The organism is Pseudomonas sp. R3-57, from assembly GCF_051132065.1.
Lineage (GTDB): Bacteria > Pseudomonadota > Gammaproteobacteria > Pseudomonadales > Pseudomonadaceae > Aquipseudomonas.
Window position 1 is genome coordinate 745,517 of record NZ_CP071655.1, and the last position, 23,590, is coordinate 769,106.

General features: G+C 61.8%; 20 protein-coding genes. 6 read left to right on the top strand and 14 right to left on the bottom strand.

The genetic code is table 11. From position 1 onward, the window contains the following. Positions 1-3: 3 nt before the first annotated feature. The 5 genes from J3P93_RS03465 to J3P93_RS03485 form a co-directional block, all read right to left on the bottom strand. Entirely contained in the window at positions 4-429 is a 426-nt protein-coding gene (locus tag J3P93_RS03465) for a DUF350 domain-containing protein (RefSeq protein ID WP_434595093.1), read from the bottom strand. 14 nt (positions 430-443) lie between these two features. Further along, positions 444-1,094, bottom strand: a complete 651-nt coding sequence (locus J3P93_RS03470) for a DUF2491 family protein (RefSeq protein WP_434595095.1) — start codon at positions 1,092-1,094, stop codon at positions 444-446. 212 nt (positions 1,095-1,306) lie between these two features. Then, positions 1,307-2,005, bottom strand: a complete 699-nt coding sequence (locus J3P93_RS03475) for a PspA/IM30 family protein (protein WP_090286755.1) — start codon at positions 2,003-2,005, stop codon at positions 1,307-1,309. Between the two features lie 17 nt (positions 2,006-2,022). Next, positions 2,023-2,604, bottom strand: coding sequence for a YjfI family protein (locus tag J3P93_RS03480; protein ID WP_203419683.1), 582 nt, complete (start codon positions 2,602-2,604; stop codon positions 2,023-2,025). A gap of 230 nt (positions 2,605-2,834) precedes the next feature. Next, positions 2,835-3,389 carry a cysteine hydrolase family protein gene (locus J3P93_RS03485; RefSeq protein ID WP_434595097.1) on the bottom strand — a complete coding sequence of 185 codons (555 nt, stop codon included), beginning with the start codon at positions 3,387-3,389 and terminating at the stop codon, positions 2,835-2,837. A gap of 101 nt (positions 3,390-3,490) precedes the next feature. Here J3P93_RS03485 and J3P93_RS03490 point away from each other — a divergent pair, with 101 nt between their 5' ends. The 3 genes from J3P93_RS03490 (at position 3,491) to J3P93_RS03500 (ending at position 6,628) form a co-directional block, all read left to right on the top strand. After that, the gene (locus tag J3P93_RS03490; RefSeq protein ID WP_434595099.1) at positions 3,491-4,471 is read left to right on the top strand and encodes a GlxA family transcriptional regulator; all 981 of its coding nucleotides are present in this window, start codon (positions 3,491-3,493) and stop codon (positions 4,469-4,471) included. 299 nt (positions 4,472-4,770) lie between these two features. Then, positions 4,771-5,880 carry a DUF3182 family protein gene (locus J3P93_RS03495; protein WP_434595101.1) on the top strand — a complete coding sequence of 370 codons (1,110 nt, stop codon included), beginning with the start codon at positions 4,771-4,773 and terminating at the stop codon, positions 5,878-5,880. Beyond that, the gene (locus J3P93_RS03500; RefSeq protein WP_093097875.1) at positions 5,870-6,628 is read left to right on the top strand and encodes an alpha/beta hydrolase family protein; all 759 of its coding nucleotides are present in this window, start codon (positions 5,870-5,872) and stop codon (positions 6,626-6,628) included. Before J3P93_RS03495 ends, J3P93_RS03500 begins: the two co-directional genes overlap by 11 nt. 114 nt (positions 6,629-6,742) lie before the next feature. Here J3P93_RS03500 and J3P93_RS03505 read toward each other — a convergent pair whose 3' ends face one another. The 4 genes from J3P93_RS03505 to J3P93_RS03520 are packed head-to-tail and all read right to left on the bottom strand — an operon-like array spanning position 6,743 to position 10,717. Then, positions 6,743-7,729 carry a lysylphosphatidylglycerol synthase domain-containing protein gene (locus J3P93_RS03505; protein WP_090286742.1) on the bottom strand — a complete coding sequence of 329 codons (987 nt, stop codon included), beginning with the start codon at positions 7,727-7,729 and terminating at the stop codon, positions 6,743-6,745. Then, positions 7,726-9,000 carry a cardiolipin synthase ClsB gene (gene clsB / locus J3P93_RS03510; RefSeq protein WP_093097878.1) on the bottom strand — a complete coding sequence of 425 codons (1,275 nt, stop codon included), beginning with the start codon at positions 8,998-9,000 and terminating at the stop codon, positions 7,726-7,728. The genes J3P93_RS03505 and clsB overlap by 4 nt, the downstream gene beginning before the upstream one ends. Next, positions 8,997-9,794 carry an endonuclease/exonuclease/phosphatase family protein gene (locus J3P93_RS03515; protein WP_434595102.1) on the bottom strand — a complete coding sequence of 266 codons (798 nt, stop codon included), beginning with the start codon at positions 9,792-9,794 and terminating at the stop codon, positions 8,997-8,999. The genes clsB and J3P93_RS03515 overlap by 4 nt, the downstream gene beginning before the upstream one ends. Further along, positions 9,791-10,717 (bottom strand): DUF72 domain-containing protein, encoded by a 927-nt coding sequence (locus J3P93_RS03520; protein WP_434595104.1) that lies wholly within the window; start codon positions 10,715-10,717, stop codon positions 9,791-9,793. Before J3P93_RS03520 ends, J3P93_RS03515 begins: the two co-directional genes overlap by 4 nt. Positions 10,718-11,087: 370 nt before the next feature. On the opposite strand from J3P93_RS03520, the gene J3P93_RS03525 reads away from it, so the two are divergent. Next, complete coding sequence (locus J3P93_RS03525; protein WP_434598280.1) at positions 11,088-13,190, top strand: mechanosensitive ion channel family protein; 2,103 nt, start codon at positions 11,088-11,090, stop codon at positions 13,188-13,190. 123 nt (positions 13,191-13,313) lie between these two features. Here the strand turns inward: J3P93_RS03525 and J3P93_RS03530 are convergent, their stop codons facing one another. After that, entirely contained in the window at positions 13,314-17,600 is a 4,287-nt protein-coding gene (locus tag J3P93_RS03530) for a DEAD/DEAH box helicase (RefSeq protein WP_434595106.1), read from the bottom strand. A 303-nt stretch (positions 17,601-17,903) separates the two neighbouring features. Here J3P93_RS03530 and J3P93_RS03535 point away from each other — a divergent pair, with 303 nt between their 5' ends. Both J3P93_RS03535 and J3P93_RS03540 read left to right on the top strand, forming a co-directional pair. After that, on the top strand, positions 17,904-18,788 hold the full coding sequence (locus J3P93_RS03535; protein ID WP_434595108.1) for a sugar nucleotide-binding protein: 885 nt from the start codon (positions 17,904-17,906) through the stop codon (positions 18,786-18,788). Further along, the gene (locus tag J3P93_RS03540; RefSeq protein ID WP_434595110.1) at positions 18,781-19,713 is read left to right on the top strand and encodes an NAD-dependent epimerase/dehydratase family protein; all 933 of its coding nucleotides are present in this window, start codon (positions 18,781-18,783) and stop codon (positions 19,711-19,713) included. Before J3P93_RS03535 ends, J3P93_RS03540 begins: the two co-directional genes overlap by 8 nt. Positions 19,714-20,097: 384 nt before the next feature. Here the strand turns inward: J3P93_RS03540 and J3P93_RS03545 are convergent, their stop codons facing one another. The 4 genes from J3P93_RS03545 to J3P93_RS03560 all read right to left on the bottom strand — a co-directional run bounded on the left by J3P93_RS03545 (position 20,098) and on the right by J3P93_RS03560 (position 23,525). Then, complete coding sequence (locus tag J3P93_RS03545; protein WP_016985285.1) at positions 20,098-20,796, bottom strand: OmpW/AlkL family protein; 699 nt, start codon at positions 20,794-20,796, stop codon at positions 20,098-20,100. A 221-nt stretch (positions 20,797-21,017) separates the two neighbouring features. After that, the gene (locus tag J3P93_RS03550) at positions 21,018-21,536 is read right to left on the bottom strand and encodes a DUF3299 domain-containing protein (protein ID WP_434595112.1); all 519 of its coding nucleotides are present in this window, start codon (positions 21,534-21,536) and stop codon (positions 21,018-21,020) included. An 11-nt stretch (positions 21,537-21,547) separates the two neighbouring features. After that, positions 21,548-22,813, bottom strand: coding sequence for an ABC transporter permease (locus tag J3P93_RS03555; protein WP_434595115.1), 1,266 nt, complete (start codon positions 22,811-22,813; stop codon positions 21,548-21,550). 1 nt (position 22,814) lies between these two features. Further along, complete coding sequence (locus J3P93_RS03560; protein WP_090286721.1) at positions 22,815-23,525, bottom strand: ABC transporter ATP-binding protein; 711 nt, start codon at positions 23,523-23,525, stop codon at positions 22,815-22,817. Positions 23,526-23,590 lie beyond the last annotated feature (65 nt).

The window sequence follows — 23,590 nt, forward strand, 5'->3', positions numbered from 1 at the left end:
CGATCAGTTGGACGGGGTCATGCAGGCGGCATTGAGCATGCCGACGCTGATCGCCACCGCAGCCACATAAATGCCGGCAGCTACTTCGCCATTGGCGATGCGCTGAGAGGTGCCTTTGAGCACTAGCCCTGTCGCGACGAACGCCAGCAATTGCACGACGGCGGCAATGACTGCCCAGAGTATGAAGTCGAGCACGTTGACCGAATAAGCAATCACGTTACTGGCGGGAATCGCGAAACCGATGATCGCGCCGGACAGTGCGATAGCGGCGGCGATATTGCCGGCGCGGATCAGCTCGAATTCCTTGTGCGCAGTGATGCGCGTATAGACGAATTGAAACAGCATGAACAGCAGTACGGCGCCAATCAGATAGACGACGAAACCGACCAGCGCGGTCTTGTTCAGGGAAACGGCCAACACTTCTAGCATGAAAAACTTCCTTTTTAGATGGCGCTCAAATCAGTCGTGTACAGCGAGATGCCCAGCGAAGTGCTCAGGCTGACGGTGCCTTCTTCGTCCTGTTCGACGGAGAACAGCAGCAATTCGCGGCGATCGGTCAGGCCGGTTTCGCGCGCGTAAAGCATTGAATGGTGGTTGATGGTGTAGCTCTCGTCCGGATTGACCACGTGTTCGGTCATCGGTACCAGCTCGGTCTGGCCCTGTTCGGTGCCCCATTCGCGGATATAGGCGATGCCTTCGTGGGTGTAGTTCGGCAAACCGATCTGGCTGTTCGGGCCGGCCAGACGCTGCAGTTCGGCGTCACTGTTGACGGTCACGTAACTGAGGTAATTGAACAGCGTGACGGATTCGATCTGGTCTTCACCGGTGACGTGAATCTGCACCCAGAAATCTTCGTCGTTCATGTAATAGCGGTGCAGTTTGTTGGACTGGCCGAGGTCGACCCAGCCTGCGCTCCAGACTGCCTGATCGAAGGGCACCCGCACCGAAGTCGAGCCCTCGAGCAGCAAGGCCAGGGTCGTATCGAAGCGCACGCCTTTGCCCTGCGCCATCCCGAGCGGGCCGCCGGCCACGTGTGCAGTCGGCGCAGGCGCCTGCCAAGTGCTGGTGCCCAGCAAATCTTTAAACCATCCCATGGGTACGTTCCTTGAAGCGGGTGGACGTGTTCGTTGGCGAAAAAGTGGCGCTAGTGTACCGGGCGCAGCGGTGAACGAGCAGAGGCATTTTCACGCCGAAAAACATGTAGGAGTGAGCCTGCTCGCGATGGCGGCGGTTCAGACAACATTGATGTTGAATGTACCGGCCTCATCGCGAGCAGGCTCACTCCTGCAAGGGTTTTACGCAGGTGTTACTGGGCGGATTTTTGCTTCAGACGCTCAAGAATCGCATTGGCGCTGCCTTCGTTCGGCGTGATGCCGGCGTCGCGCAGTTTGCGTTCCAGGTCGTTGCCGGTCGAAGCGTCGGCCAGTTCGTCGGCAGCGCTCAGTTCAGCGGCGCGTTGCTGCTGCTTGGCTTGCAGACGGTTCAGGGTGCCGACGGCGGTTTCCAGTTTGCCGTTGGCGCCACCGCTGGCGATGGACGCGCTGACCTGCGCTTTCTGTACGCTGTCGCGGGCCTTGGCCATGTCCACTTGCTGGCGCAGGCTCTTGATCCGAGACTCGGCCTTGCTGATGTCCTTGCGCATGTTGTCGGCGTAGGCGCCGAATTCATCGCTGAGTTTTTTCTCGGCATTCAGGTCGTTGGTCAGGGTCGAGATCGCTTCGGCGACTTCCAGCGCCAGGTCTTCGCGACCGGCGTTCAGCGCCGAGACAGCCTTGGCTTCGAGGTCCTTGATCTTGGCGTCGTACTCGCTGACGCGGTCGGCGGCCAGTTTGTGCTTGGCCATGATGGTGACCAGTTCGCGACGGGCATTGGACAGCGCGGTGTCGGCGTCGCGGATTTCCTGATCGAGGATGCGCAGGGCCTGCTGGTCGGCGATGGCTTCGCCGACTTCATTGGCGCCGCCGCGCAGTGCGGTGAACAACTTGCTCCAGATGGACTGAGTCATTGGATATTCCCTGTTGATTACTTGAAGAAGTGTTCGAAGGCTTCGCTGGCGCGCTGCACGTTGTCGACCAGGGTTTTCACCTCGGTGACAATATTGGTCAGGCTCGAGTCGGCGCTGAGCGCGCCAAACATGTTGTAAACGGTCTGCCCGTTGGGCATCGACTCGATGCCGATCGACGACAGCGGGAACATTTCCCGGCTGCGCAGCACGGCGTCGTTGAAGGCTTGGACATTGCTGATCGAATCGACATCCACCAACACGGTGTCGACGATGATCTGCTGGCCAGCCAGGGCGATGTGAATCGGCAGACCGCCGAATTCGTTCATTTCCAGCTTGATGCTCGGCTCGGAGCTCTGGATCAGCGACAGCGTGATTTCTTGCGAAGCCACCTCGTCCAGGGCCTTGAGGGCGTTGAAGAGGCTATCGATGGTCCAGTTGTTGCCTGCGCTCATGTAATTCTCCGACATGAATGAGCCAGCCAGAATCGGTTGGCGTAGCTGTTGCTCCATTTGCTTGAGCAAGCTTCGGTTTTCCGGAAGCACCCAAGTCTCGTGTTTCACATAACCGGCAGCCGCCAGACCCGCGCGCATCTGCTTCATGTAAAAGCTCGATGGTTTCTTTGCGGAGGTTTTGGCGCGCTCGCCTTTCGAGCTTGCTGCGGCGTGCGCCTTCGTGCGGCTTGTCATGGCTGAAATCCGGTTATGAATGTCTCACGCGTGGGCCACACTACAACCAATCCAAAGTGCCATCAATGACTCACGCGTGAGATTTTCATGACAGCTGCAAAAAGGCCCGCGACGCGGCGGGCCAGTGGACATTGCAGTTGTTGCTAGGCGTTGCTGTGCAGGAATTTGTCAGTCGAGACCACGCTGGCGTAAGCGAAACCCAGCGCCGACATGAACGCGGCATGCACATGCGCGGCTGGCACGGTCAGGCCGTTGAACTGCAGATCACGGCTGGCGCAGGCGTCATGAATGACCGTGACGCTGTAGCCCATGTCTGCCGCTGCGCGGGTGATGCCATCGACGCACATGTGGCTCATGCTGCCGACCACGATCAGGTCAGTGATGCCTTTTTCGTCGAGGAGCGCTTTCAGCTCGGTTTCGCGGAACGAGTTGACGAAGTGCTTGAGCACCACCGGTTCGTCGGCACGGTTGAGCACTTTCGGATGCAGCTTGGCGCCGTCCGAGTCGGGAGTGAAAAACGGTGCGTCTGGCGAAGTGAATTCGTGGCGAATGTGCACCACCGAATCGCCCGCCTCGCGGAAGGCTCCGATCAGTCGGGCGGCATTGTCGGCAGCGGCGTCGGCACCGGCCAGCGGCCACTTGCCTTGAGGGAAGTAGTCATTCTGGATATCGACTACGATGAGCGCTTGCTTGGCCATGAGTGTGTCCTCGATGTGTTGGCTGGAAGTGACTTAAGTATTGGCGCTGATGAGCGATTCGAGGATTGGCCGCACCGACAATAGACAGGGGAAAACTGACAATGGGCGCAGAAAACGCCGCCATCGCTGAACTCGGTGTGCTGATTTATCCCGGCGCGCAGATGGCGGCCGTGCATGGGCTGACGGACCTGTTTGCAGTGGCCAACCGGATTGCTGCCGAGCAGCAGGCGGCGCAATTGCCAAGGCTGCGGGTCAGCCACTGGCAGGTCGAAGGCAATCTGCCGCCGACGCGGATCTACGCCAGTCTTGCAGGCGATGAATCCAGTTTGCAGGCCGTGCTGATTCCGCCGTCGATCAGTGGCTTTTCGGCGGCGCAAACGCCGACTCGGCTGATGCAATGGCTACGTGATCAGCACGCAAGCGGGGCGACGCTGGGCGGGGTTTGTGTGGGTTCGCTGATGCTCGCCGAAAGCGGCTTGCTCGATGGCCGCAGCGCCACGGTGCACTGGACCGCGGCGCAGGGCTTCAGCGAACGCTACCCGAAGATCCAGCTCAAGGCCGACACGCCGATTGTCGACGATGGTGACTTGATCACCACCGCTGGATTGATGGCGTGGTCGGAACTGGGCCTGCGCCTGGTCAACCGCTTGCTCGGGCCGAGCATCGCCACCCGCACCGCACATTTTCTGGTGATGGAACACAGCGACAGTGCCAGCGCCTGCGGCAGCAATTTCGCGCCGATACTCAGCCATGGCGACGCGGCGATTCTCAAGGTCCAACACTGGCTGCAAAGCACCGGCGCGACGGATGTTTCGTTAGCCGCGATGGCCGAACGTGCGGTGTTGGAGGAACGCACGTTTCTGCGCCGGTTTCGTGCCGCGACCGGGTTGAAGCCGACTGAGTATTGCCAGCATTTGCGGGTGGGCAAAGCGCGGGAGATGTTGGAGTTCAGCAATGGCACGATCGATCACATTGCGTGGACGGTGGGCTATCAGGATCCCGGCGCGTTTCGCGCGATTTTCAAGAAGATTACCGGGCTGACGCCGAGTGATTACCGGGGGCGGTTTGGTCTGTCCCGTTAGTCAAACCAACGACCATCCATTGTAGGAGTGAGCCTGCTCGCGATAGCGGTGGGTCATTCCATACGGTTGCGACTGATAGACCGCTATCGCGAGCAGGCTCACTCCTACAGGGGGTGGTGCGATATTCGAGATCGTGCAATTTGCCAGAATTTTCTGCGCCGTCGTGCAGTTTGAAACAGGCGTGGTGCCAGCATCTTTTTCTTAACTGATTGATTCCAAGAAGCTTTTCTACGCGATGCCGTTGGCCTGATCTCTGCACCTCTCAACTGGAAACCATTGAACCAGCAAAAGGGGAACGCATGACCCCGACACCGCGCAAGAAAATCGTTGTCGCTCACTCGGTGCGTCCCGACGCGCCGCAACATGAAGTACAAACCAACAAAGCCCTGGCGCGCTGGCTGGCGCAGATTCTCGGGTGCAAATTCGGCGGCAGTTTCGATGCGCAAAAGCACCGCGGCCGCGACCTGTATCTATTACCCACGCAAACCATCGTCGGCGCCGCCCACGCCGAGGAACTCGGCATCAGCGGCCCGGACGATCTGTGGGGCGGCTTTGTCGAACATGAGTTCATCTGCACCAAAGCCATCAGCCACGGTTTGCGCAGCCACCTGGCCCACGCGCCGCCGGGCTGGTCGCCGCTGTTTTCCGAACGGGTGCGCAATGTCGTGCTCGATGGGCTCAGCGTTTTCGCCCTGGAAGATGCACGGCCAGCCGCCGAACATCTGCTGTATGCCGGGCCGATCCGCATCAAGCCGATTCATGCGTGCGCCGGTCGCGGCCAGGAAGTCATCAAAAGCCTCGACGCCTTCGATGACATCCTCGCCCGGCCCGATGCCGAAAAGCTGTTCAGCGAGGGCGTAGTGCTCGAGCAGGACCTGAGCAAAGTAGTGACCCACAGCGTCGGGCAGTCATTCATCGGCGGCAAAGTGCTGAGTTACTGCGGCGATCAATACCTGACCGAGGATGGCCAGGGCGAGGAGGTCTACGGCGGTTCCAATCTGCTGGTGGTGCAGGGTGGTTACGAAGCTCTGCTGGCGCTGGATCTGCCCGACGACGTACGTCTGGCCATCGAACAGGCCCAAGTGTTCGACAGCGCCGCTGATGAAGCCTACCCGCGCTTCTTCGCCTCCCGACGCAATTATGACATTGCCCAAGGCCTCGACAGCAGCGGCAATCCGCGTAGCGGCGTGCTTGAGCAATCCTGGCGCATGGGCGGGGCGAGCAGCGCCGAGGTCGCGGCGTTGCAGAGTTTCGTCAACGATCCGGGGATGCGCGCGATTTGTGTGTCTTCGGTGGAAACCTACATCGATCAGGCTCTGCCGGCGGACGCCATCGAGGTCTATCGCGGCCCCGCCGAGAGCAGCGAATTTCTTCTCAAATATGTAACGGTCAAATCTTATGACGGCTAGAAGCGAAAGCATTCAAATCGACATCGACGATGAACAGATGAGCGGGACTTTCCTCAGCCCGAAATCGAAGGTGCCGGGCGTGCTGTTCGTGCACGGTTGGGGCGGCAGTCAGGAGCGTGATCTTGAACGCGCCAAGGGTATCGCCGGTCTGGGTTGCGTGTGCCTCACCTTCGATTTGCGCGGGCATACCGGCGGTACCGGTATCCCGCTGAGCCGCGTGACCCGCGAGGACAATCTGCGCGATTTGCTCGCAGCCTATGACCGCCTGCTGGCGCATCCGGCACTCGATACCTCGGCCATTGCCGTAGTCGGCACCAGTTACGGCGGCTATCTGGCTTCGATCCTCACGTCATTGCGCCCGGTGCGCTGGCTGGCGTTGCGGGTGCCGGCGCTGTACCGCGATGAGCAATGGCACACGCCCAAGCGCGATCTGGACAAGGCAGATCTGCGTGACTATCGCGGCACGCTGGTGCGCGCGGACAGCAACCGCGCCCTGCATGCCTGTTCGCAATTTACCGGGGACGTGTTGCTGGTGGAATCCGAAACCGATGACTTCGTCCCACACGCGACGATCATGAGTTATCGCGCGGCGTGCCAGCAGACCCATTCATTGACGCACCGGATCATTGATGGTGCCGATCATGCGCTGAGCGATCCGGTGTCGCAGCAGGCGTATACCTCGATTCTGGTGGACTGGATAACCGAGATGGTGGTCGGGGAGCGGTTGAGTATCATTCAATCCAGATGATCTGCGTCGTTTTGCAGGACGCCATCGCGAGCAGGCGAAGGCCTACAAGGGAACGCATTCCAAATTGTAGGCCTTCGCCTGCTCGCGATAGCGGTATCCCATCCAACATAACTTTCAGGAAGGTTTCTTCTCGATCCGCAACGCCTTCGCCTTCGCTTCCACAACCAGATACATCACCAGCGTGATCAGCAGCGGCAACAGAAAGTAAATCGCCCGATACGCCAGCAATCCCGCCACCAGACTGCCGCGCGATACCTCATGTTGCAGCAGCGCGACGAACACCGCCTCGAGCACGCCAAGCCCGGCCGGGATATGCGTGATGACCCCGGCAATCGCACTGATCAGCAACACGCCCAGCACCAACGGATAATCGAGTTTGCTTGGCAGCAAGGTGAAAATCACTGCCGCCATCAGCGACCAGTTCAACGCGCCGAGCAGCAGTTGCAAGACCGCCATGCGCAGCGACGGCAGGTTGATTTCGACGTTGCGAATCGACCATTCACGGCGTTTGGAAAAGCGGCACGCGGCCAGATAGCCAGCGCTCACCAGCAACAGCAAAACGCCGATGCCCTGCAACGCGGTGCTGCTGATTTTCCAGCCCGGCGGCATGCTCACCAGGCCGCTGGTGAAAACCACGCCAGCGATGGTCATGTAGCCGAACCAGTTGGTGGCCAGGCTCAGGCCGAGGATCTTGGCAATGTTGCTTTTGCTCACTCCCAGTCGTGAATACAGGCGATAGCGCATGGCGATCCCGCCGACCCAAGCGCTGAGATTGAGGTTGAATGCGTAGCTGATGATTCCCACCGGCAGGATCTGTTTCCAGGTCAGATCCTGACGAATGTAAGTGCGGCCGATCAGGTCGAAACTGGCGTAGACGAGGAAACTCAGCAGCGTCAGGCTGGCAGCGATGATCAGCGTGCGCACTTTGAAGTCGGCAAGAGTCTGCAGGACCTCGGCCCATTCGATGCGCATGGCGAACATGGTCAGCAAGACGATCAGGGCGAGAAAGAACAGCAGCGTCAGCGGACGCTTCCAGCGGCTCCATTTCGAATGTTGCGCCGGCGCCGACTGCTCGGCCGAATGCGTTTCGGTATGGCTCATGTCAGGTTCCCTCGAAATGGCTTGAGCCTTGGTTTATGTGCCGGCAGCCATCCGGCCATTGCCGGGAAGTGCCTCAGGAAGTGGAACACCAGAAACCCCACGGTCATGTGCCAGATGCGCCCGCGCGGCAACTTCGCCGGGTCCATGGCTTTGCAGTGGTTGCGGCTGAGGTCTTCGAGGCGCTCGTACAGATGTTGATTGAATGCGCGATCGCGGATCAGCACATTGGCTTCAAGGTTCAGTGACAGGCTCAGTGGATCGAGATTGCTCGAACCGACGGTGCTCCATTCTTCGTCCATCAGTGCGACTTTGCCGTGCAGCGGACGCTGGCAATATTCGTGAATCTGCACGCCGGCCTTGAGCAGATAATCGTAGGTCATGCGCGCGGCGATCTTGGCCACCAGCATGTCCGGCTGACCTTGCAGAATCAGGCGTACCTCGACGCCCCGGCGTGCGGCATTACGGATCTCGCGCAGCAAGCGATAGCCGGGGAAAAAGTAGGCGTTAGCAATCACCACACGGTGCTTGGCGTGGCGCAGCGCCTGCAAATACACATCTTCGATGTCGGTGTGGTGCTGATCGTTATCGCGAAACACCAGACGCACCTGACCGTCGTGGTCGTTGAAAGCCATTTCGGCACGCCGTTGGCGCCGGCGTTGCCACCAGAATTTCGCCCGTCCCGGACGACCGCTCTGCAGCAAGGCGAAGTGGTGAATATCAGCCACCGCCGGGCCCTGGATTTCCACCGAGTAATCCTGCTTGGCTTCGGGGCCGAAATCGGCCAGGTGATCGCCGGAGAAATTGATCCCGCCGATGAACGCGATCGTGCCGTCGACCACCACGATCTTTCGGTGCAGACGGCGGAACCAGTTGGTGCGAATGCCCAAGTGCTTGGGGGCGGGGTCGAAGATCTGCAAATGCACGCCGGCGTCGCTGAGTGCCGTGAGGTAGCTGGTGCTCAGCTCGCCACAGCCAAAGCCGTCAAGGCTGACCGTGGTGCGCACGCCACGCCGGGCGGCGTCGATGAGAATTTCTTGCAGCTCGGCGCCGACCTTGTCTTCGAAAACGATAAACGTCTCGAGGAGAATTTCACTTTTCGCCGCACGCATTGCCGCGAACACCCGCGGGAAATATTCCTCGCCGTTCTCCAGCAGTTCGATGCGGTTGCCGCCGTGCCAGCGGTACTGCACGTCAACGTGGCCGGGCTCGCGCACCGGCGGGGTGATGGTCATCGGCTCCACGGCGGATTTCTCCAGTGGCGAGCTGCTCATAGTTGGATCTCCACCGACAACGGGACATGATCGGAAAGGTGTGACCAGGGCCGGTTCGCCAAAACTTTCGGCTGACTGGCCTTGAGGTTGCGCACGTAGATGCGGTCCAGGCGCAGGGCCGGCAGGCGCGCCGGAAAGCTGCGTGCCGGTTTGCCCTGATGCTCGGCGAACACTTCGCGCAAGCCGCACGGCTTGAGCTGCGCATCGGCACGCTGGCGCCAGTCATTGAAATCGCCGGCAACGATCACCGGCGCGTCCTGCGGCAACTCGGCCAGGCGTTGCATCAGCAGATCCAGTTGCGCGTTGCGATGACTCTCACGCAAGCCCAGATGCACGCAGATCGCATGCACCTCGGCGCCGTCGCCGGGCAAGCGCAGCACGCAATGCAGCAGGCCGCGGTTTTCGTGGCCGCTGATCGACACGTCGAGATTTTCGTGACGGATGATCTGGAATTTCGACAGCAGCGCATTGCCGTGGTCGCCATCCGGGTACACCGCATTGCGCCCGTAGGCAAACTGCGGCCAGAGACTGTCGGCGAGAAATTCGTACTGCGGCATCGTTGGCCAATTGTCGAAGCGCTTGTGGTGATGTTCGTGGGTGCCGTGGACCTCCTGCAAAAACACCACATCGGCGGCGACGCTGCGCACTGCTTCGCGCAACTCCGGCAGGATGAAGCGCCGGTTGAGCGCAGTGAATCCCTTGTGTGTGTTGACCGTCAGCACGGTGAAGGTGCGTACCGCAGGTGCGACCACCGAGCCTTCGTCGGTAAAGCCGACCGGTTCTGGAATGCTCATGCCAACACTCCTTCGCCAGCGGGTTCGCCAGGCGCGGTGGCGAGGTCCTTGTCGAGATCGAAACGCTGCAACAGGTTGCGCGCGTCATAGGGCGCACGGACTTTGATGTCGTTATCGAAATAGCAGAACACTTCGCGGGATTTGCGCGGTCGCGGTTTCAGGCGCGGGGCGATCAGCTGCGCATCTTGCGGCTGTCCGCCGTGGTGCCAGGCATCGATGCGCTCGGCCCAGCGTTCAAGGGCTTGGGCGCTATAGCCGCTAGCGTAGAGCTCTTCGGCACCGTGCAAACGCAGGTAGACAAAATCGCTGGTGACGTCTTCGCGGTACGGCCATTTATTCGCGGTGTCGGCGATCACCAGCGCGGTGTTATGGCGCTTGAGCAGGCGTACGAATTCGGGATCGATGAAGCTGTCGTTGCGGATTTCCACCGCATGGCGCAGGGGCTTTTTACGCCAGGCTTTGACGCTGACCGAGCCACGCAGGTGCTCATCATGCTGACGGGCGAGCGCGGCGGCGGCTTCGGTGTCGCGTGGCAACTGAGCGAGGAAGTTTTCGAAGCGCTCGGGCTCGAACTTGAAGTTGGGCGGGAACTGCCAGAGGATCGGCCCGAGCTTTTCCTTGAGTTCCAGCACGCCTGAAGCGAAGAAATTCGCCAGCGGTTTTTCGATCTCGCGCAAGCGCCGCACATGGGTAATGAAGCGCGGTGCCTTGACGCTGAAGACGAAGTTGTCCGGGGTTTCGGCGTACCACTGGGCGTAGCGTTCCGGCCGTTGCAGGGCGTAGAACGATCCATTGATTTCGATGCTGTTGACGGCGCGCGAGGCGAATTGCAATTCGCGCTTCTGCGCCAGCCCCTTCGGGTAGAAGTCCCCGCGCCACGGGGTGTAACGCCAGCCTGAAATACCGATGTGAATCGCCGCCATCCCATCCTCCCGTAGAAAGTCCTCGTGTTGCCGGTGTTTTGTGATGACTGCGGCGGGGGCGGGAAAGTTTCGGCGGTGTTACGGGCGGTCGGCGTGGGGGATTGTTCAGAAGCGAAGATCAAAAGCTTACCCCCTCACCCCAACCCTCTCCCCCAAGGGGGCGCGGGGGAAAGGGAGCAGATCTTCATGGTCTTCAGGACTTGAGTTCGACTCAAGACTTGCAGTTGGTGAGTTTGGTCATGCAACGCGGTCGGCTCCCTCTCCTGGGGGAGAGGGCTGGGCGGGCGGCGTTCCGATGAGGGACGCTCTTGAACTTGCCGCGCAATTACCGATCAGTTCCTTACAGGTTCACCCACAGGAGCTCCGCGTGTTGACCAGGTTCAGGATCGCCATTGTGCTGGGAGCGCTGCTGTTTCTCGGCGCCAGTGAAGTCGAGGCTGCCGCGTTGCCGGGGGTTCCTGCCAGCGCCGAAACCAGCGAAAAAGCCGCCGAGCCCGAGCCGCTGGTGCAAGGCGGGCTGCTCGGTGCGATCAGTACCAGCATCGATGACGTGCAGGAAAAACTCGACCTCAACGAAGATCTGGTCGACGCTTGGCGCCTGCGCGCCGACCGCGCCGCCGATGAGGTCGACAAACTGGTCAAGCAACCCTCCAACCGCTCAGGCTGGAGCGTTGCCGGCGATTTTCTCACCTTGTCCGGCGTGTGGCTGGGCAGCTTTGCCGTGCTGACCGTCCTCGGCAGCCTGTTGACCAAACGCCTGCGCGAAGGCCGCTGGCTGCGTACGCGCCAGCGCGGTCAGGATTTGCTCGGTTATCTGCTGCCGTACACCGTGCCAGCGTTGATCTGCCTGCCGCTGACCCTGTACGTCAGCCACTTTTTGCAAGCCTCGGTTGGCCGCGCGCTGGCGCTGTGTCTGGCGTACGCGACCAGTAGCGGCATCTTTTCCACCTCGATGCTGCTGTGCGTGGTCGTGGTGTTCAATGTCGGGCACAAACGCACCGCCGCGCGAATCATCCGCCAATATTGCCCGCGACCGCTGTTCCTGATCGGCTTTCTCGCCGCGCTCAGCGATGCCTTGACCAGTCCGCAGATCGCCCGGCAACTGGGCGGCAACATCACCAGCAGCATCGCCGTGTTCACTGGCCTGATCGCCTCGATCATCTTCGGCTTGCTGGTGATCCGCCTGCGTCGTCCGGTGGCGCATCTGATCCGTAACCGCTCGCTGAGCCAGCGCCTGAAACAGCCGTCGCTGCAAGAGTCGCTGCGGATTTTTTCCGGGCTGTGGTATTGGCCGATCGTGCTGATGGTGCTGGTCTCGGCGGTGAGCCTGATCGGCATCGGCGAGGACAATCAGAAAGCCCTGCGCTGCGCCTTGCTCACCACGGTGTTGCTGATCGGCACGGTGTTTCTCAGCACCGTGCTGCAGCACCTGTTCAAGTCGCGCAAGGCCGAAGCGATCCAGCGCAGCAGCGCCTACAAGGAACGTTTTCTCAGCCTGTTGCATGCGTTGTTGCGGATCGTCATCGCGATTGCCTTTCTCGATATTCTCGGGCGGATCTGGGGCGTGTCGCTGCTTGATTTTGCCCAGAGCAGCGCGGTGGGCCGGGCGATCAGCGAGGCGTTGAGCAGCATCGGTCTGATCTTTCTGGTGACGTGGCTGCTGTGGGTGGTGCTGGACACGGCGATTCAGGAAGCGCTGAAACCGCCGCTGAGCAAACGCGCGGCGCGCCAGCCGAGCACGCGGGTGAAAACCATCCTGCCGCTGCTGCGCAACGCGATCAAAATCATCCTGGTGGTAATCTGCGCGATTACCACCATGGCCAATCTTGGGATCAACGTTGCGCCATTGCTGGCGGGTGCCGGGGTGGTCGGTCTGGCGATCGGTTTCGGTTCGCAGCAACTCGTTCAGGACGTGATCACCGGGTTGTTCATCATCATCGAAGACACCCTGTCGATCGGCGATTGGGTGGTGCTCGATTCCGGGCATGCCGGTACGGTCGAAGGGCTGACCATCCGCACCCTGCGCCTGCGCGACGGCAAGGGCTTCGTGCACTCGGTGCCGTTCGGCCAGATCAAAGCGGTCACCAACCAGTCGCGGCAGTTCGCCTTCGCATTTTTCTCGGTGCAGTTCACCTATGACACCGATGTGGACAGGGCCATCGAACTGATCCGCGAGACCGGCGATTCGATCCGTGAAGATCCGTTCCTCAAGTACAACCTGCAGGGGCCACTGGATGTGTTCGGGGTCGACAGGATGGACCTCAACGGTGTGGTGCTGACCGCGCAATTCCGCACGGTGTCGGGCGGACAATATGCGGTGAGCCGGGCGTTCAACCAGCGTTTGAAGAAGCTTGTGGATAACACCGCGAATGTGCATTTCGCCCAGACTTATCCACAGCAGGTGGTGTTGCCCAAGCGTCAGGCGGTGGAGGAGGTGCCAAGGGTGGAGGCGCCGCAGGAATCGCGGACCTGATCTGAATGATGCGTTGCATGTCCCGGCCTCATCGCGGGCAAGCCCGCTCCCACATTGGTTTTGTGTAAACCGCAGAACTCTGTGGGAGCGGGCTTGCCCGCGATGAGGCCAGAACAGACACCCTCAATGTCGGATCAGCTTGCTGTGCAACTGCTCCGCCGAAGCCTGATCCAGCTCCACCCAGATCTGCTGTTTGCCGGCAATCATTGCCGCCGCCGCAACCCCATCGCGATACACCAGCCGATTACTCGCCAGCGCCGGCACTTTCACTCCCGGCAACAAGGTCCCGGCGAGGTTCAGCGGGTCGACCCCGCAGACCATCACCAGACTGCCATCGTGCGGACGGCGGCGCACTTCGCGCAACAAGGGAATCGCCTCGGGCAGGGCAAACTGCTCACCCGCCAGACCACTGACAAAGCGCCCGCCACGAATTTCCCCGCGTGCCTCCAGCCGATGGAACGTGCGCAATAGCTCGCGCCAGCTCGGCAACCAGTCCGCCTCACGTTCAAGCAAGCGCCAGAACACCACGCCGTAGCGGCGCAGCAACGTCATGGCGACATGCTCTAGCGTTTGGCTGTTATCCACAACCGCACCGCGCCGCAACAAAGCCCAGCGTCCGGCATCGTCCATGCCGCCGACAAACGCACCGCGCCCGCGCCGACTGCTGCGCTGCTGGCGCTTGCTCGGTGGGGTGATCAGTGCGCGCAGGCCGGCGAAGCTGTCGGCATTCACCAGCCCGGCGCCGACCAGTTCCTGCAAGGCGATTTCCAGTTCGCTGCGCAATAGATGCGCTTCGTGAATCAGCTCGTCGAAAAACAACGCGCCGTGCTGGCTCAGCGCGTCAAACACCTTGCGGGTTTTCGGCGACAGTTCGTCCACCGGCGTCTGTGCGCCCAGCGCGCTCCACAAGCCGACCTGACTGCGCGGCAGCAACACGATCGGTGTGCTGCGCAACGCCGTGCCGCTGACCTTTTGCCGGGCGCTGAGGCGCGTCCATACCAGTTTGCCGTTGCGGCACAGATCGTCCAGCCAGCTCGGTGAATAGTCCTTGAGCCGAGCCGGCAGAATGTCGCTGTCCCACGCCGAAGCCGCCGCTGCGTAGCCTTCGAACTGGCCGACAATCGCCGGCAACACCGCGCTGCCCTGACCACGCGTCGAGGCCGACAGGTGCTGCCAGTCGAACAGAAAGCGCATGAAATCCTGCAACGCCACCGGTTCGATTTCCCGACGCAGGCGCTTGACCGTGTAGCGATGAATGCGCGCGAGCAGATGCCGTTCGCACCATTCCTCTTGATCAAGGTTCGGCGTGAATTGGCCGCGCAGCACATAACCTTCGCGCTCCAGTCGGGCGAGGGCTTGAGCGACTTGCGCAGTCGGCAACGCCAGCGGTTGGGCGATGGCGAGTAACGGCAGCGGGCCGAACCCGGCGAGGCGCGCGCGGACCACTTCGAGCAGGGCGTCATCGAAACTCCACGCCGCGTCGAAGCCCGGTAATGCGTCCAGCTCGGGATGCGGCGTGGCCTGTGGATAAAGCGCCTGCAGGCAGGTCAGGCGTTCGCGGGCCAGCCACAAAGAATGCTCGGCATCGACCTGCAGACAACACGCGCGGCCACTGCTGGCCAGGGTCTGCAGCCACTCGCGCCAGCCGTCATTCGCGGCAACTTCCGCTGCGCTGATGCAGGCCAGGCTCATCAGCGCTTCGTGCATTTCATCCGCCGAATTCGCCGTTGGCCAAGCTTCTTCGCGTACGGCTGTAATGGCGTCGGCATCCAGCGCACCGAGGTCATCGGTCGATTGCGGATCGCTCCAGCGTCGGTTGATCACTGCTTGTGTGCGGCGCTCTTCCAGCGGCGCGTCATCGAGAAAGGTGTACGGCCGCGCGCTGAGAATTTCTGCGGCGAGCGGCGAGGGCGCCGGCAGGTCGCGGCTGATCAGGCGCACCTCGCCGCGCTCCATGCGGCGCAACAGCGTCAGCCAGCCTTCGCTGTCCATCGCTTCGTGCAGGCAATCGTCGAGGGTTTGTTCGATCAGAGGGTGTTCGGGAATCTCTCGCTCGCCGGCAAGGTTTTCCAGGCAGGCGATCTGATCGGGGAACACGCTGGCGATCAGGTCTTCGCTTTTCATGCGCTGCAACTGCGGCGCGACTTTGCGCCCGCCGGTAAACCGCGGCAGCGCCAGCGCGACCCCGGCGTTCCAGCGCCAGCGCACGCCGAACAGCGGCGCGTCGAGCACCGCCTGGATCAGGACATGTTCGGCACTGTTGCTGTGCAGGTATCGCCAGACCTCGTCGAGTTCAAAGCTGTGACTGGTCGACAGCGACAGCACGATCGCGTCTTCGCTGGCGGCGGCCTGCAATTCGAAATTGAAGGTGCGGCAAAAGCGCTTGCGCAGGGCCAGGCCCCAGGCGCGGTTGATGCGGCTGCCGAACGGCGTGTGGATGATCAGTTGCGTACCGCCGGATTCGTCGAAAAACCGCTCCATCAGCAGCGTGTCCTGCGAGGGCAGGGCGCCGAGGGTCTGCCGTGCGCGGGCCAGATACTCGACCAGTTGTTCGGCGCTGGCGAGGTTGAGGCCCAGGGTCTGGGTCAGCCAGTCGAGCGCCGGTTGCAGATCGCCGGGGCTGGCGCCGAGCAATTCGTCGAGCTGTGCTTGCAGGCGTGCCACCGCGGCGGACAGCTCATCGCTGCGCCCCGGGGCTTCGCCGAGCCAGAACGGGATGGTCGGCGGCTGGCCGTGGGCATCCTCGACGCGCACCTTGCCGGCCTCCACACGCAGGATGCGGTACGACGTATTGCCGAGCTGGAACACGTCGCCGGCAATGCTCTCGACGGCGAAATCTTCGTTGACGCTGCCGATGTTCAGGCCTTGCGGTTCGAGCAGTACGCTGTAATCGGCATTGTCCGGAATCGTCCCGCCGCTGGTCACCGCGGTCAGTTGCGCGCCGCGCCGGCCGCGCAAGGTGCGGCTGACGGCGTCGCGGTGCAGATACGCGCTGCGGATGCCCTGGCGGCCGTTGTAGCCTTCGGCGAGCATGCTCAGCAGCGCCTGATAGTGTTTTTCGTCGAGATCGCGATAGGGCGCGGCGCGGCGAAACATGGCCAGCAAGGCGTCTTCCGGCCATTCCTGACAGCTGACCTCGGCAATGATCTGCTGCGCCAGCACATCAAGCGGCGCCTGGGGAATATGCAAAGTGTCGAGTTCACCACGACGCACGCAATCGAGCAGGGCGGCGCATTCGATCAGATCGTCACGGGTGGTGGCGAACAACCGTCCCTTCGGCGTGCCGCCGACCTGGTGGCCCGAACGGCCGACCCGTTGCAGGAAACCGGCAATCGAGCGCGGCGAACTGATCTGGCAGACCAGATCGACTTCGCCGATATCGATGCCCAGTTCCAGCGACGCGGTGGCGATCAGCACCTGCAGTTCGCCGCGCTTGAGCCGCTGCTCGGCATCGAGGCGAAATTCCTTGGCGAGACTGCCGTGGTGCGCCGCAACGGCGGATTTGCCGAGGCGTTCGCTGAGGTGTCGACTTAGGCGTTCGGCCAGGCGCCGCGTGTTAACGAAAATCAGCGTGGTGCGATGTTCCCGGGCCAGTTCGGCGAGGCGGTTGTAGACCAGCTCCCAGACGTCGTTGGCCATCACCGCCGACAACGGCACCGGCGGTACTTCAATGCCCAGATCCCGTGGGCGGGCATGACCGATGTCGACGATTTCGCAAGGCCGTTCATGGCCGACGAGAAACTGCGCCACGGCTTCGACCGGTTTCTGCGTGGCGGACAGGCCGATGCGCGTCAGTGGTTCGCTGCACAAGGCTTGCAGGCGTTCCAGACTCAAGGCCAGATGACTGCCGCGCTTGCCGGCAGCCATCGCGTGAATTTCGTCGATGATCACCGTGCGCGTGGTGCCGAGCATCTTGCGGCCTGACTCGGAGCCGAGCAGTACGTAGAGCGATTCCGGCGTGGTCACCAGAATATGCGGTGCGGTCTTGCGCATGGCCGCGCGGTCTTTCTGCGGGGTGTCGCCGGTGCGCACGGCGGTGGTGATCTGCAGCTCGGGCAGGCCCAGTTGGCGCAGTTGTTCGGTGATGCCGGCCAGCGGATTCTGCAGGTTGATCTGGATGTCGTTGGACAACGCTTTGAGCGGCGAGACGTAGATCACCAGGGTTTCATCGGGCAGGCCGTCGGAGTTTTCCAGGCCGCGATGAACCAGATCGTCGAGTACGGCGAGAAACGCGGTCAGGGTTTTGCCGGAACCGGTCGGCGCGGCGATCAGCGTCGAGCGGCGCTGACGGATCAACGGCCATGCACGGGCCTGGGCAGCGGTGACCGCCGGGAACGTGTGGCTGAACCAGGCGCTGACGGCAGGGTGGAAACCGGCCAGGGCGCTGTCGGCGGGTAGGGGCAGATTCATGAATAAAGTTATGCGGGCGGGGGAGGGAAGATGCAAGTACCGCTGGGGATCTTCAGAGACAGTCGAGCCCTTATCGTCGGCAAGCCAACTCCCACAGGATTCATGTCTGGCACAGAACCTGTGGGAGCTGGCTTGCCAGCGATGAGGCCGGTTGCCTCAACACAAATTGCGGGATGTGCACATTACGGATGACGGTTGCGCACTAAACCCGCAAAATGCAACGATTCCGGCAATTATCGACGACGGTTCCACGAGATCCGTCGCCAAAGCCATCGTTCCAATCAGACTGGGCCTGCTGACTCTATGCGAATGCGCCTTATGTTACTGGGCGGCGGAAATGCCCTTGGGCAGGCGCTGATTCGCCTCGGTGCGGAGGAAGACATCGGTTTCCTCGCCCCCCGCCCGCCCGAAAACGGCTGGGATGCCGCGAGCCTGACGCAACTGCTGGACGACACCCGTCCCGATGCGTTGATCAACCTCGCCTACTATTTCGACTGGTTCCAGGCCGAGACCGTCAGCGAAGCCCGCATGGCCGGGCAGGAACGCGCGATCGAACGTCTGGCCGAACTGTGCCAGCACCACAACATCGTCCTCGTGCAGCCGTCGAGTTACCGGGTGTTCGACGGTTCGCGCGCCACCGCCTACAGCGAAAAAGACGAACCGGTGCCGCTGGGCCTGCGCGGGCAAGCCTTGTGGCGTATCGAACAGAGCGTGCGCGCCACCTGCCCGCAGCACGTGTTGCTGCGTTTCGGCTGGCTGCTCGATGACAGCCCGGACGGCACCCTCGGGCGTTTCCTTGCCCGCGCCGAGCAACCGGAAGAGTTGCTGCTGGCCGATGACCGCCGCGGCAACCCGACCCCGGTCGACGACGCTGCACGGGTGATCATTTCGGTGCTCAAGCAACTCGATTGCGCGGCGCCGCTGTGGGGCACGTATCACTACGCCGGCCATGAAGCGACCACGCCGCTGGCGCTGGGCCAGGCGATTCTCACCGAAGCACGCAGCCTGCACGCACTGGCCATCGAAGCGCCGACCGCCCAGGCACACGCCGCACGGCCCGACGCTGCCGAAGAGCCGCAACACGCGGTGCTGGCCTGCAAGAAAATTCTGCACACTTTCGGGATCAAGCCACGCGCCTGGCGTGCCGCACTCCCGGGCTTACTGGACAGGTTCTACCGTCATGGCTGAAGGTATCGTTCTAATCACCGGCGGAGCCGGTTTCATCGGCTCGCACCTGACCGACGCGTTGCTCGCCAAGGGTCACTCGGTGCGGGTGCTCGACGACCTGTCGACCGGCAAACGCAGCAACCTGCCGCTGGATAATCCCAAGGTTGAACTGATCGTCGGCGATGTCGCCGATGCGGCACTGGTGGCGCAAGCCATGCACGGCTGCAGCGCAGTCGCCCACCTGGCGGCGGTGGCGTCGGTGCAGGCGTCGGTGGACGATCCGGTGAAGACTCACCAGAGCAATTTCATCGGCACGCTGAATGTCTGCGAAGCCATGCGTCTGGCCGGCGTCAAGCGGGTTTTGTACGCCTCCAGTGCAGCAGTCTACGGCAACAACGGCGAGGGCGAGTCGATCAACGAAGACACGCCGAAAGCCCCGCTGACCCCGTACGCCTCGGACAAACTGGCCGGCGAGCAATATTTCGATTTCTATCGCCGCCAGCATGGCCTGGAGCCGGTGATCTTCCGCTTCTTCAACATCTTCGGCCCGCGCCAGGATCCGTCCTCGCCGTACTCCGGGGTCATCAGCATTTTCAGCGAACGCGCGCAGCAAGGTTTGCCGATCACCGTGTTTGGCGATGGCGAGCAGACGCGCGATTTTCTCTATGTCGAAGATCTGGTCAGCCTGCTGGTGCAGGGGATTGAAAAGCCTGAGGTGCAAGTGGGCGCGGTGAACGTTGGCTGGAATCAGTCGATGAGTCTCAAGCAGATGTTGGAAGCATTGAAAGTGGTGGTCGGTGAACTGCCACCGATCAGTTATGGCCCGGCGCGGGCGGGTGACATTCGCCATTCGCGGGCGGATAACCGGCGTTTGCTGGAGCGGTTTGAGATGCCGCGGCAGACGCCGATGAGTGTGGGGTTGGCGCGGTTGTTGGGGCGTGGCTGAAAAAGCCCTCATCGGAACGCCGCCCGCCTAACCCTCTCCCAGAGGGAGAGGGAACTGACCGAGGTGTTTGTGGGAAATACGGCGACCTGAAAACACCGAGCCGAATTCAGGTTTTGAAGAGCCCCCCTATCGGCTCCCTCTCCCTCGGGAGAGGGCTGGGCGGGCGGCGTTCCGATGAGGGGCGAGGATTTCGAACGCACCCAAAATCCCCACCAATGAAAAAGGCGCCCTTTGACAGGCGCCTTTTTCACGGCCGGAATAAACAATCCATCCCAATGGCAAGGGAATATTGTCCCCCGATCAACGGCGTACCGTCGTCGTCAGTTCCACGCCTGCCTGCCACGAAGCCTCATTCACCACCACGTGAACGTTCGGTCAATCGACTTAGAACTTATAGCCCAAACCGACCATGTAGATGAACGGATCGACATCGACGTTGACCCGAGCGCGAGTGCCCGGCGCGACGGCGTTGTTTTCGACGGTGGCGCGGGTGTCGATGTCGATGTAGCGCACCTGGGCGTTGAGCATGATGTTGTCGGTCAGCATGTAGTCGGCACCGACCTGCCAGGCCAGGCCCCAGGAGTTTTTCGCCTTGAAGTTGCTGAACCCGTTGGCGCTGGCTTCACTGCCGACGTGCTCGTCATAGATCCAGGTGTAGTTGATGCCACCGCCGACGTAGGGCTGGAACGCCGATTTCGAATCCAGCGGGTAGTACACGACGCTGAGGGTCGGTGGCAGGTGTTTCAGGGTGCCGAGCTTGCCGTTGGCGGCCGGCAGGGCGGTGCCCTTGAGCTTGACGTCGTGCTCGAATGGCGTGGCGGCGAGCAGTTCGAGGCCGACATGGTCGGTGAGCATGTAAGCGAAGTTCAGACCCAGTTGGGTGTCGCTGCTCATGGTCGCCTTGCCGCCCAGATTCGCGCCGCTCAACGGACCCTGATCGACCTTGACGCTGGAGCTGTCGGCCTTCGGGTTGACGGTGATCGCACCGGCGCGGATCAGAATATCGCCGGCCTCGTGGGCGTGGGCGAGCGGGGCTGCGAGCGCAAGGGCAAACAGCGAGGCGCTGAGCAAGGACTTGTTCATGGGGGCTCCGAAAGGACATAAGAAAAATCTGATGCCCTATGGTACGAAGCCAGCTGATCCGGTCTTTTGACTCAGCTCAATGAAACTGTGATGGGAAAGTTTTGCAGAGCCTTTGATGGCCCTATCGCGAGCAGGCTCACTCCTACATTTGGAACGCGTTTCCCTGTAGGAGTGAGCCTGCTCGCGATAGCAATTGATCATACGATACAAAACTGCCGGACTTACTCCGGCAGCTCATACGCATAAATCTTCTGCGCCTCCATCTGATATCCGGCGTCCGCCAGTTCGCTGCTCGATGCCTTGACCTGCAACGGCCCCTCGACCCAGTACGGCTGATACAGCTCATCGAGCTTCACGCCGAGTTCGCTTTTCACATGCACGATCTGGTTCGACGGCGGTGGCGGCACGTGGATGCAGGCGCCGAAATACGGCACCAGCAGGAAATCCGTGGTGCGGCCTTCTTCGCTGACTTCCAGCGGCACGATGTAGCCCGGCAAACGAATGTTCTGTCCGTCGAGACTTTTCACCACCGGCGCATTCGGCAGGTCCTGCTTGGCCGCCGGGGCGGACTCGGCCGACAGCGCATCGCCCATCTTCGACAGGTCATGCAGCGGGGTCATGTTCGGCACTTCCGGTGCGGCGTCCGGCGGAATCATTTCCGACCACGTCAGGTCCTTCGGCGCTGCCGCCCAAACGGGCAGCGCGATCAGCAACAGCAGCGCGAGCACGGCGCGGGGCATGGTGAACTTCCTCATAAACGGATCGACAGGCCATCGGCCAAGGATTGGCGGTAAGCACGCCAGGCCGGCACGCTGCCCATCAGCAGCGCGGCCGCCAGAATGCCACCGAGCAGCGTCCATTCATACTCGCTCGGCCACGCCAGCGGCAGATACAAACCGTAATTGGCTTGCACGTATCCTTGCGCGGTGGCGATGCCGATGTACAGCAGCGCCAGCCCAGCGATCACCCCGGTCAGCGCCAGGGCAAATGCCTCCAGCACCAGCAGGCTTGCGATGTGCCATGGCCGCGCACCTACCGAACGCAGAATCGCCATCTCGCGGCGCCGCTCGTTGAGGCTGGTGAGAATCGCCGTGAGCATGCCGATCAACCCGGTCAGCACCACAAACAACGAGACCACGAACAACGCTTTTTCCGCGGTGCTCATCAGGCTCCACAATTCCTGCAAGGCCACGCCCGGCAGGATCGCCAGCATTGGCTCACCGCGGAATTCATTGATCTCGCGCTGCAAGGCGAAGGTGGAAATCTTGCTGTTAAGGCCGAGCATGAACGCGGTGATCGCTTGCGGCGTCAGGTCCATGTTGCGCGCCTGATCCGCGGTGATCCGGCCGTTACCGCGCGCCGGCACACCGTTGTGCCAGTCGATGTGGATCGCTTCCATGCCGCCGAGGCTGATGTGCAGCGTGCGATCGACCGGGGTACCGGTGCGCTGCAAAATGCCGACCACGGTGAACGGTTTGTCGTCGTGCTTGACCAGACTGATCGCCGCCACGCCGTGGGCCAGCACCAGTTTGTCGCCGAGCTTGTAGTGCAAGGCTTCGGCGACTTCTGCGCCGAGCACCACTTCGAACGGATCTGTCGCAAACGCGCGTCCGTCGGCCAGCGCCAAGTGCTGCTGACGGCCGTACTGGTAATGCTCGAAATAGGCTTCGGTGGTGCCCATCACGCGGTAGCCACGATGGGAGTCGCCGAGAGACATCGGGATCGCCCACTTCACTTTCGGGTTGTTGGCGAAGTGCTCGAAGCTGTCCCAGCGAATGTTGTTGGTGGCATTGCCGATGCGGAACACCGAGTACAACAGCAGGTTCACCGAGCCGGAGCGCGCGCCGACAATCAGGTCGGTGCCGCTGATGGTGCTGGCGAAACTGGCTTTGGCTTCGGTGCGCACGCGCTCGACCGCCAGCAGCAAGCACACTGATAAAGCGATGGCGAACGCGGTGAGCAAAGCGGTGAAACGGCGGTTGGCCAGGCTGGCCATGGCCAGACGAAACAGATACATCTCAGACCTCGGCAGACGTGGCGGCGCGATTGAGCTCGGCCAGGGACAGGTGACGATCGAACAGCGGCGCCAGGCTCTGGTCGTGGCTGACGAACAGCAGACTGGAGCCCGCCTCGCGGCATTCGGCGAACAACAGGCGAATGAAGTTCTCGCGGGCGTCGTAATCCAGTGCTGAAGTCGGCTCGTCAGCGATCACCAGTTCCGGCTGGCCGATCAGAGCGCGCGCAGCGGCGACCCGTTGTTGCTGGCCGATCGACAAGGAATCGGCGCGGCGGCTGAGGAGGCTTTCGTCCTTCAACCCCAAGTGAGCGAGCAGGGTCGCGGCGGCTTGATCGACGCTGCCATGGCGCTGTTTCGCTCGCTGGGCGCGCAGTTTCGAAAAATGGCAGGGCAGTTCAACGTTCTCGCGCACCGAGAGAAACGGCAGCAGGTTGAACTGCTGGAAAATGTAGCCGGTATGGTCGACACGAAAGGTGTCACGGGCACCGGCGGAAAGCTCGGTCAGTTCCTGGCCGAGCAGGCGAATGCTGCCACGGCCCGGCTTCTGCACACCGCCGAGCAAACCGAGCAGGGTGGTCTTGCCGCTGCCGCTCGGGCCTTTGAGGAACAGGGTCTCGCCGGCTTCCAGACGAAACGCCGGAATGTCCAGCAACGGCGGGTGACCGGGCCAGTTGAAGCCCAGGTCGGACAGTTCGATGAGTGCTTGGGTCATGTGCAACCGGTCAGGTAATTGAGTGACGCTTTTGTAGGAGTGAGCCTGCTCGCGATAGCGTCGTG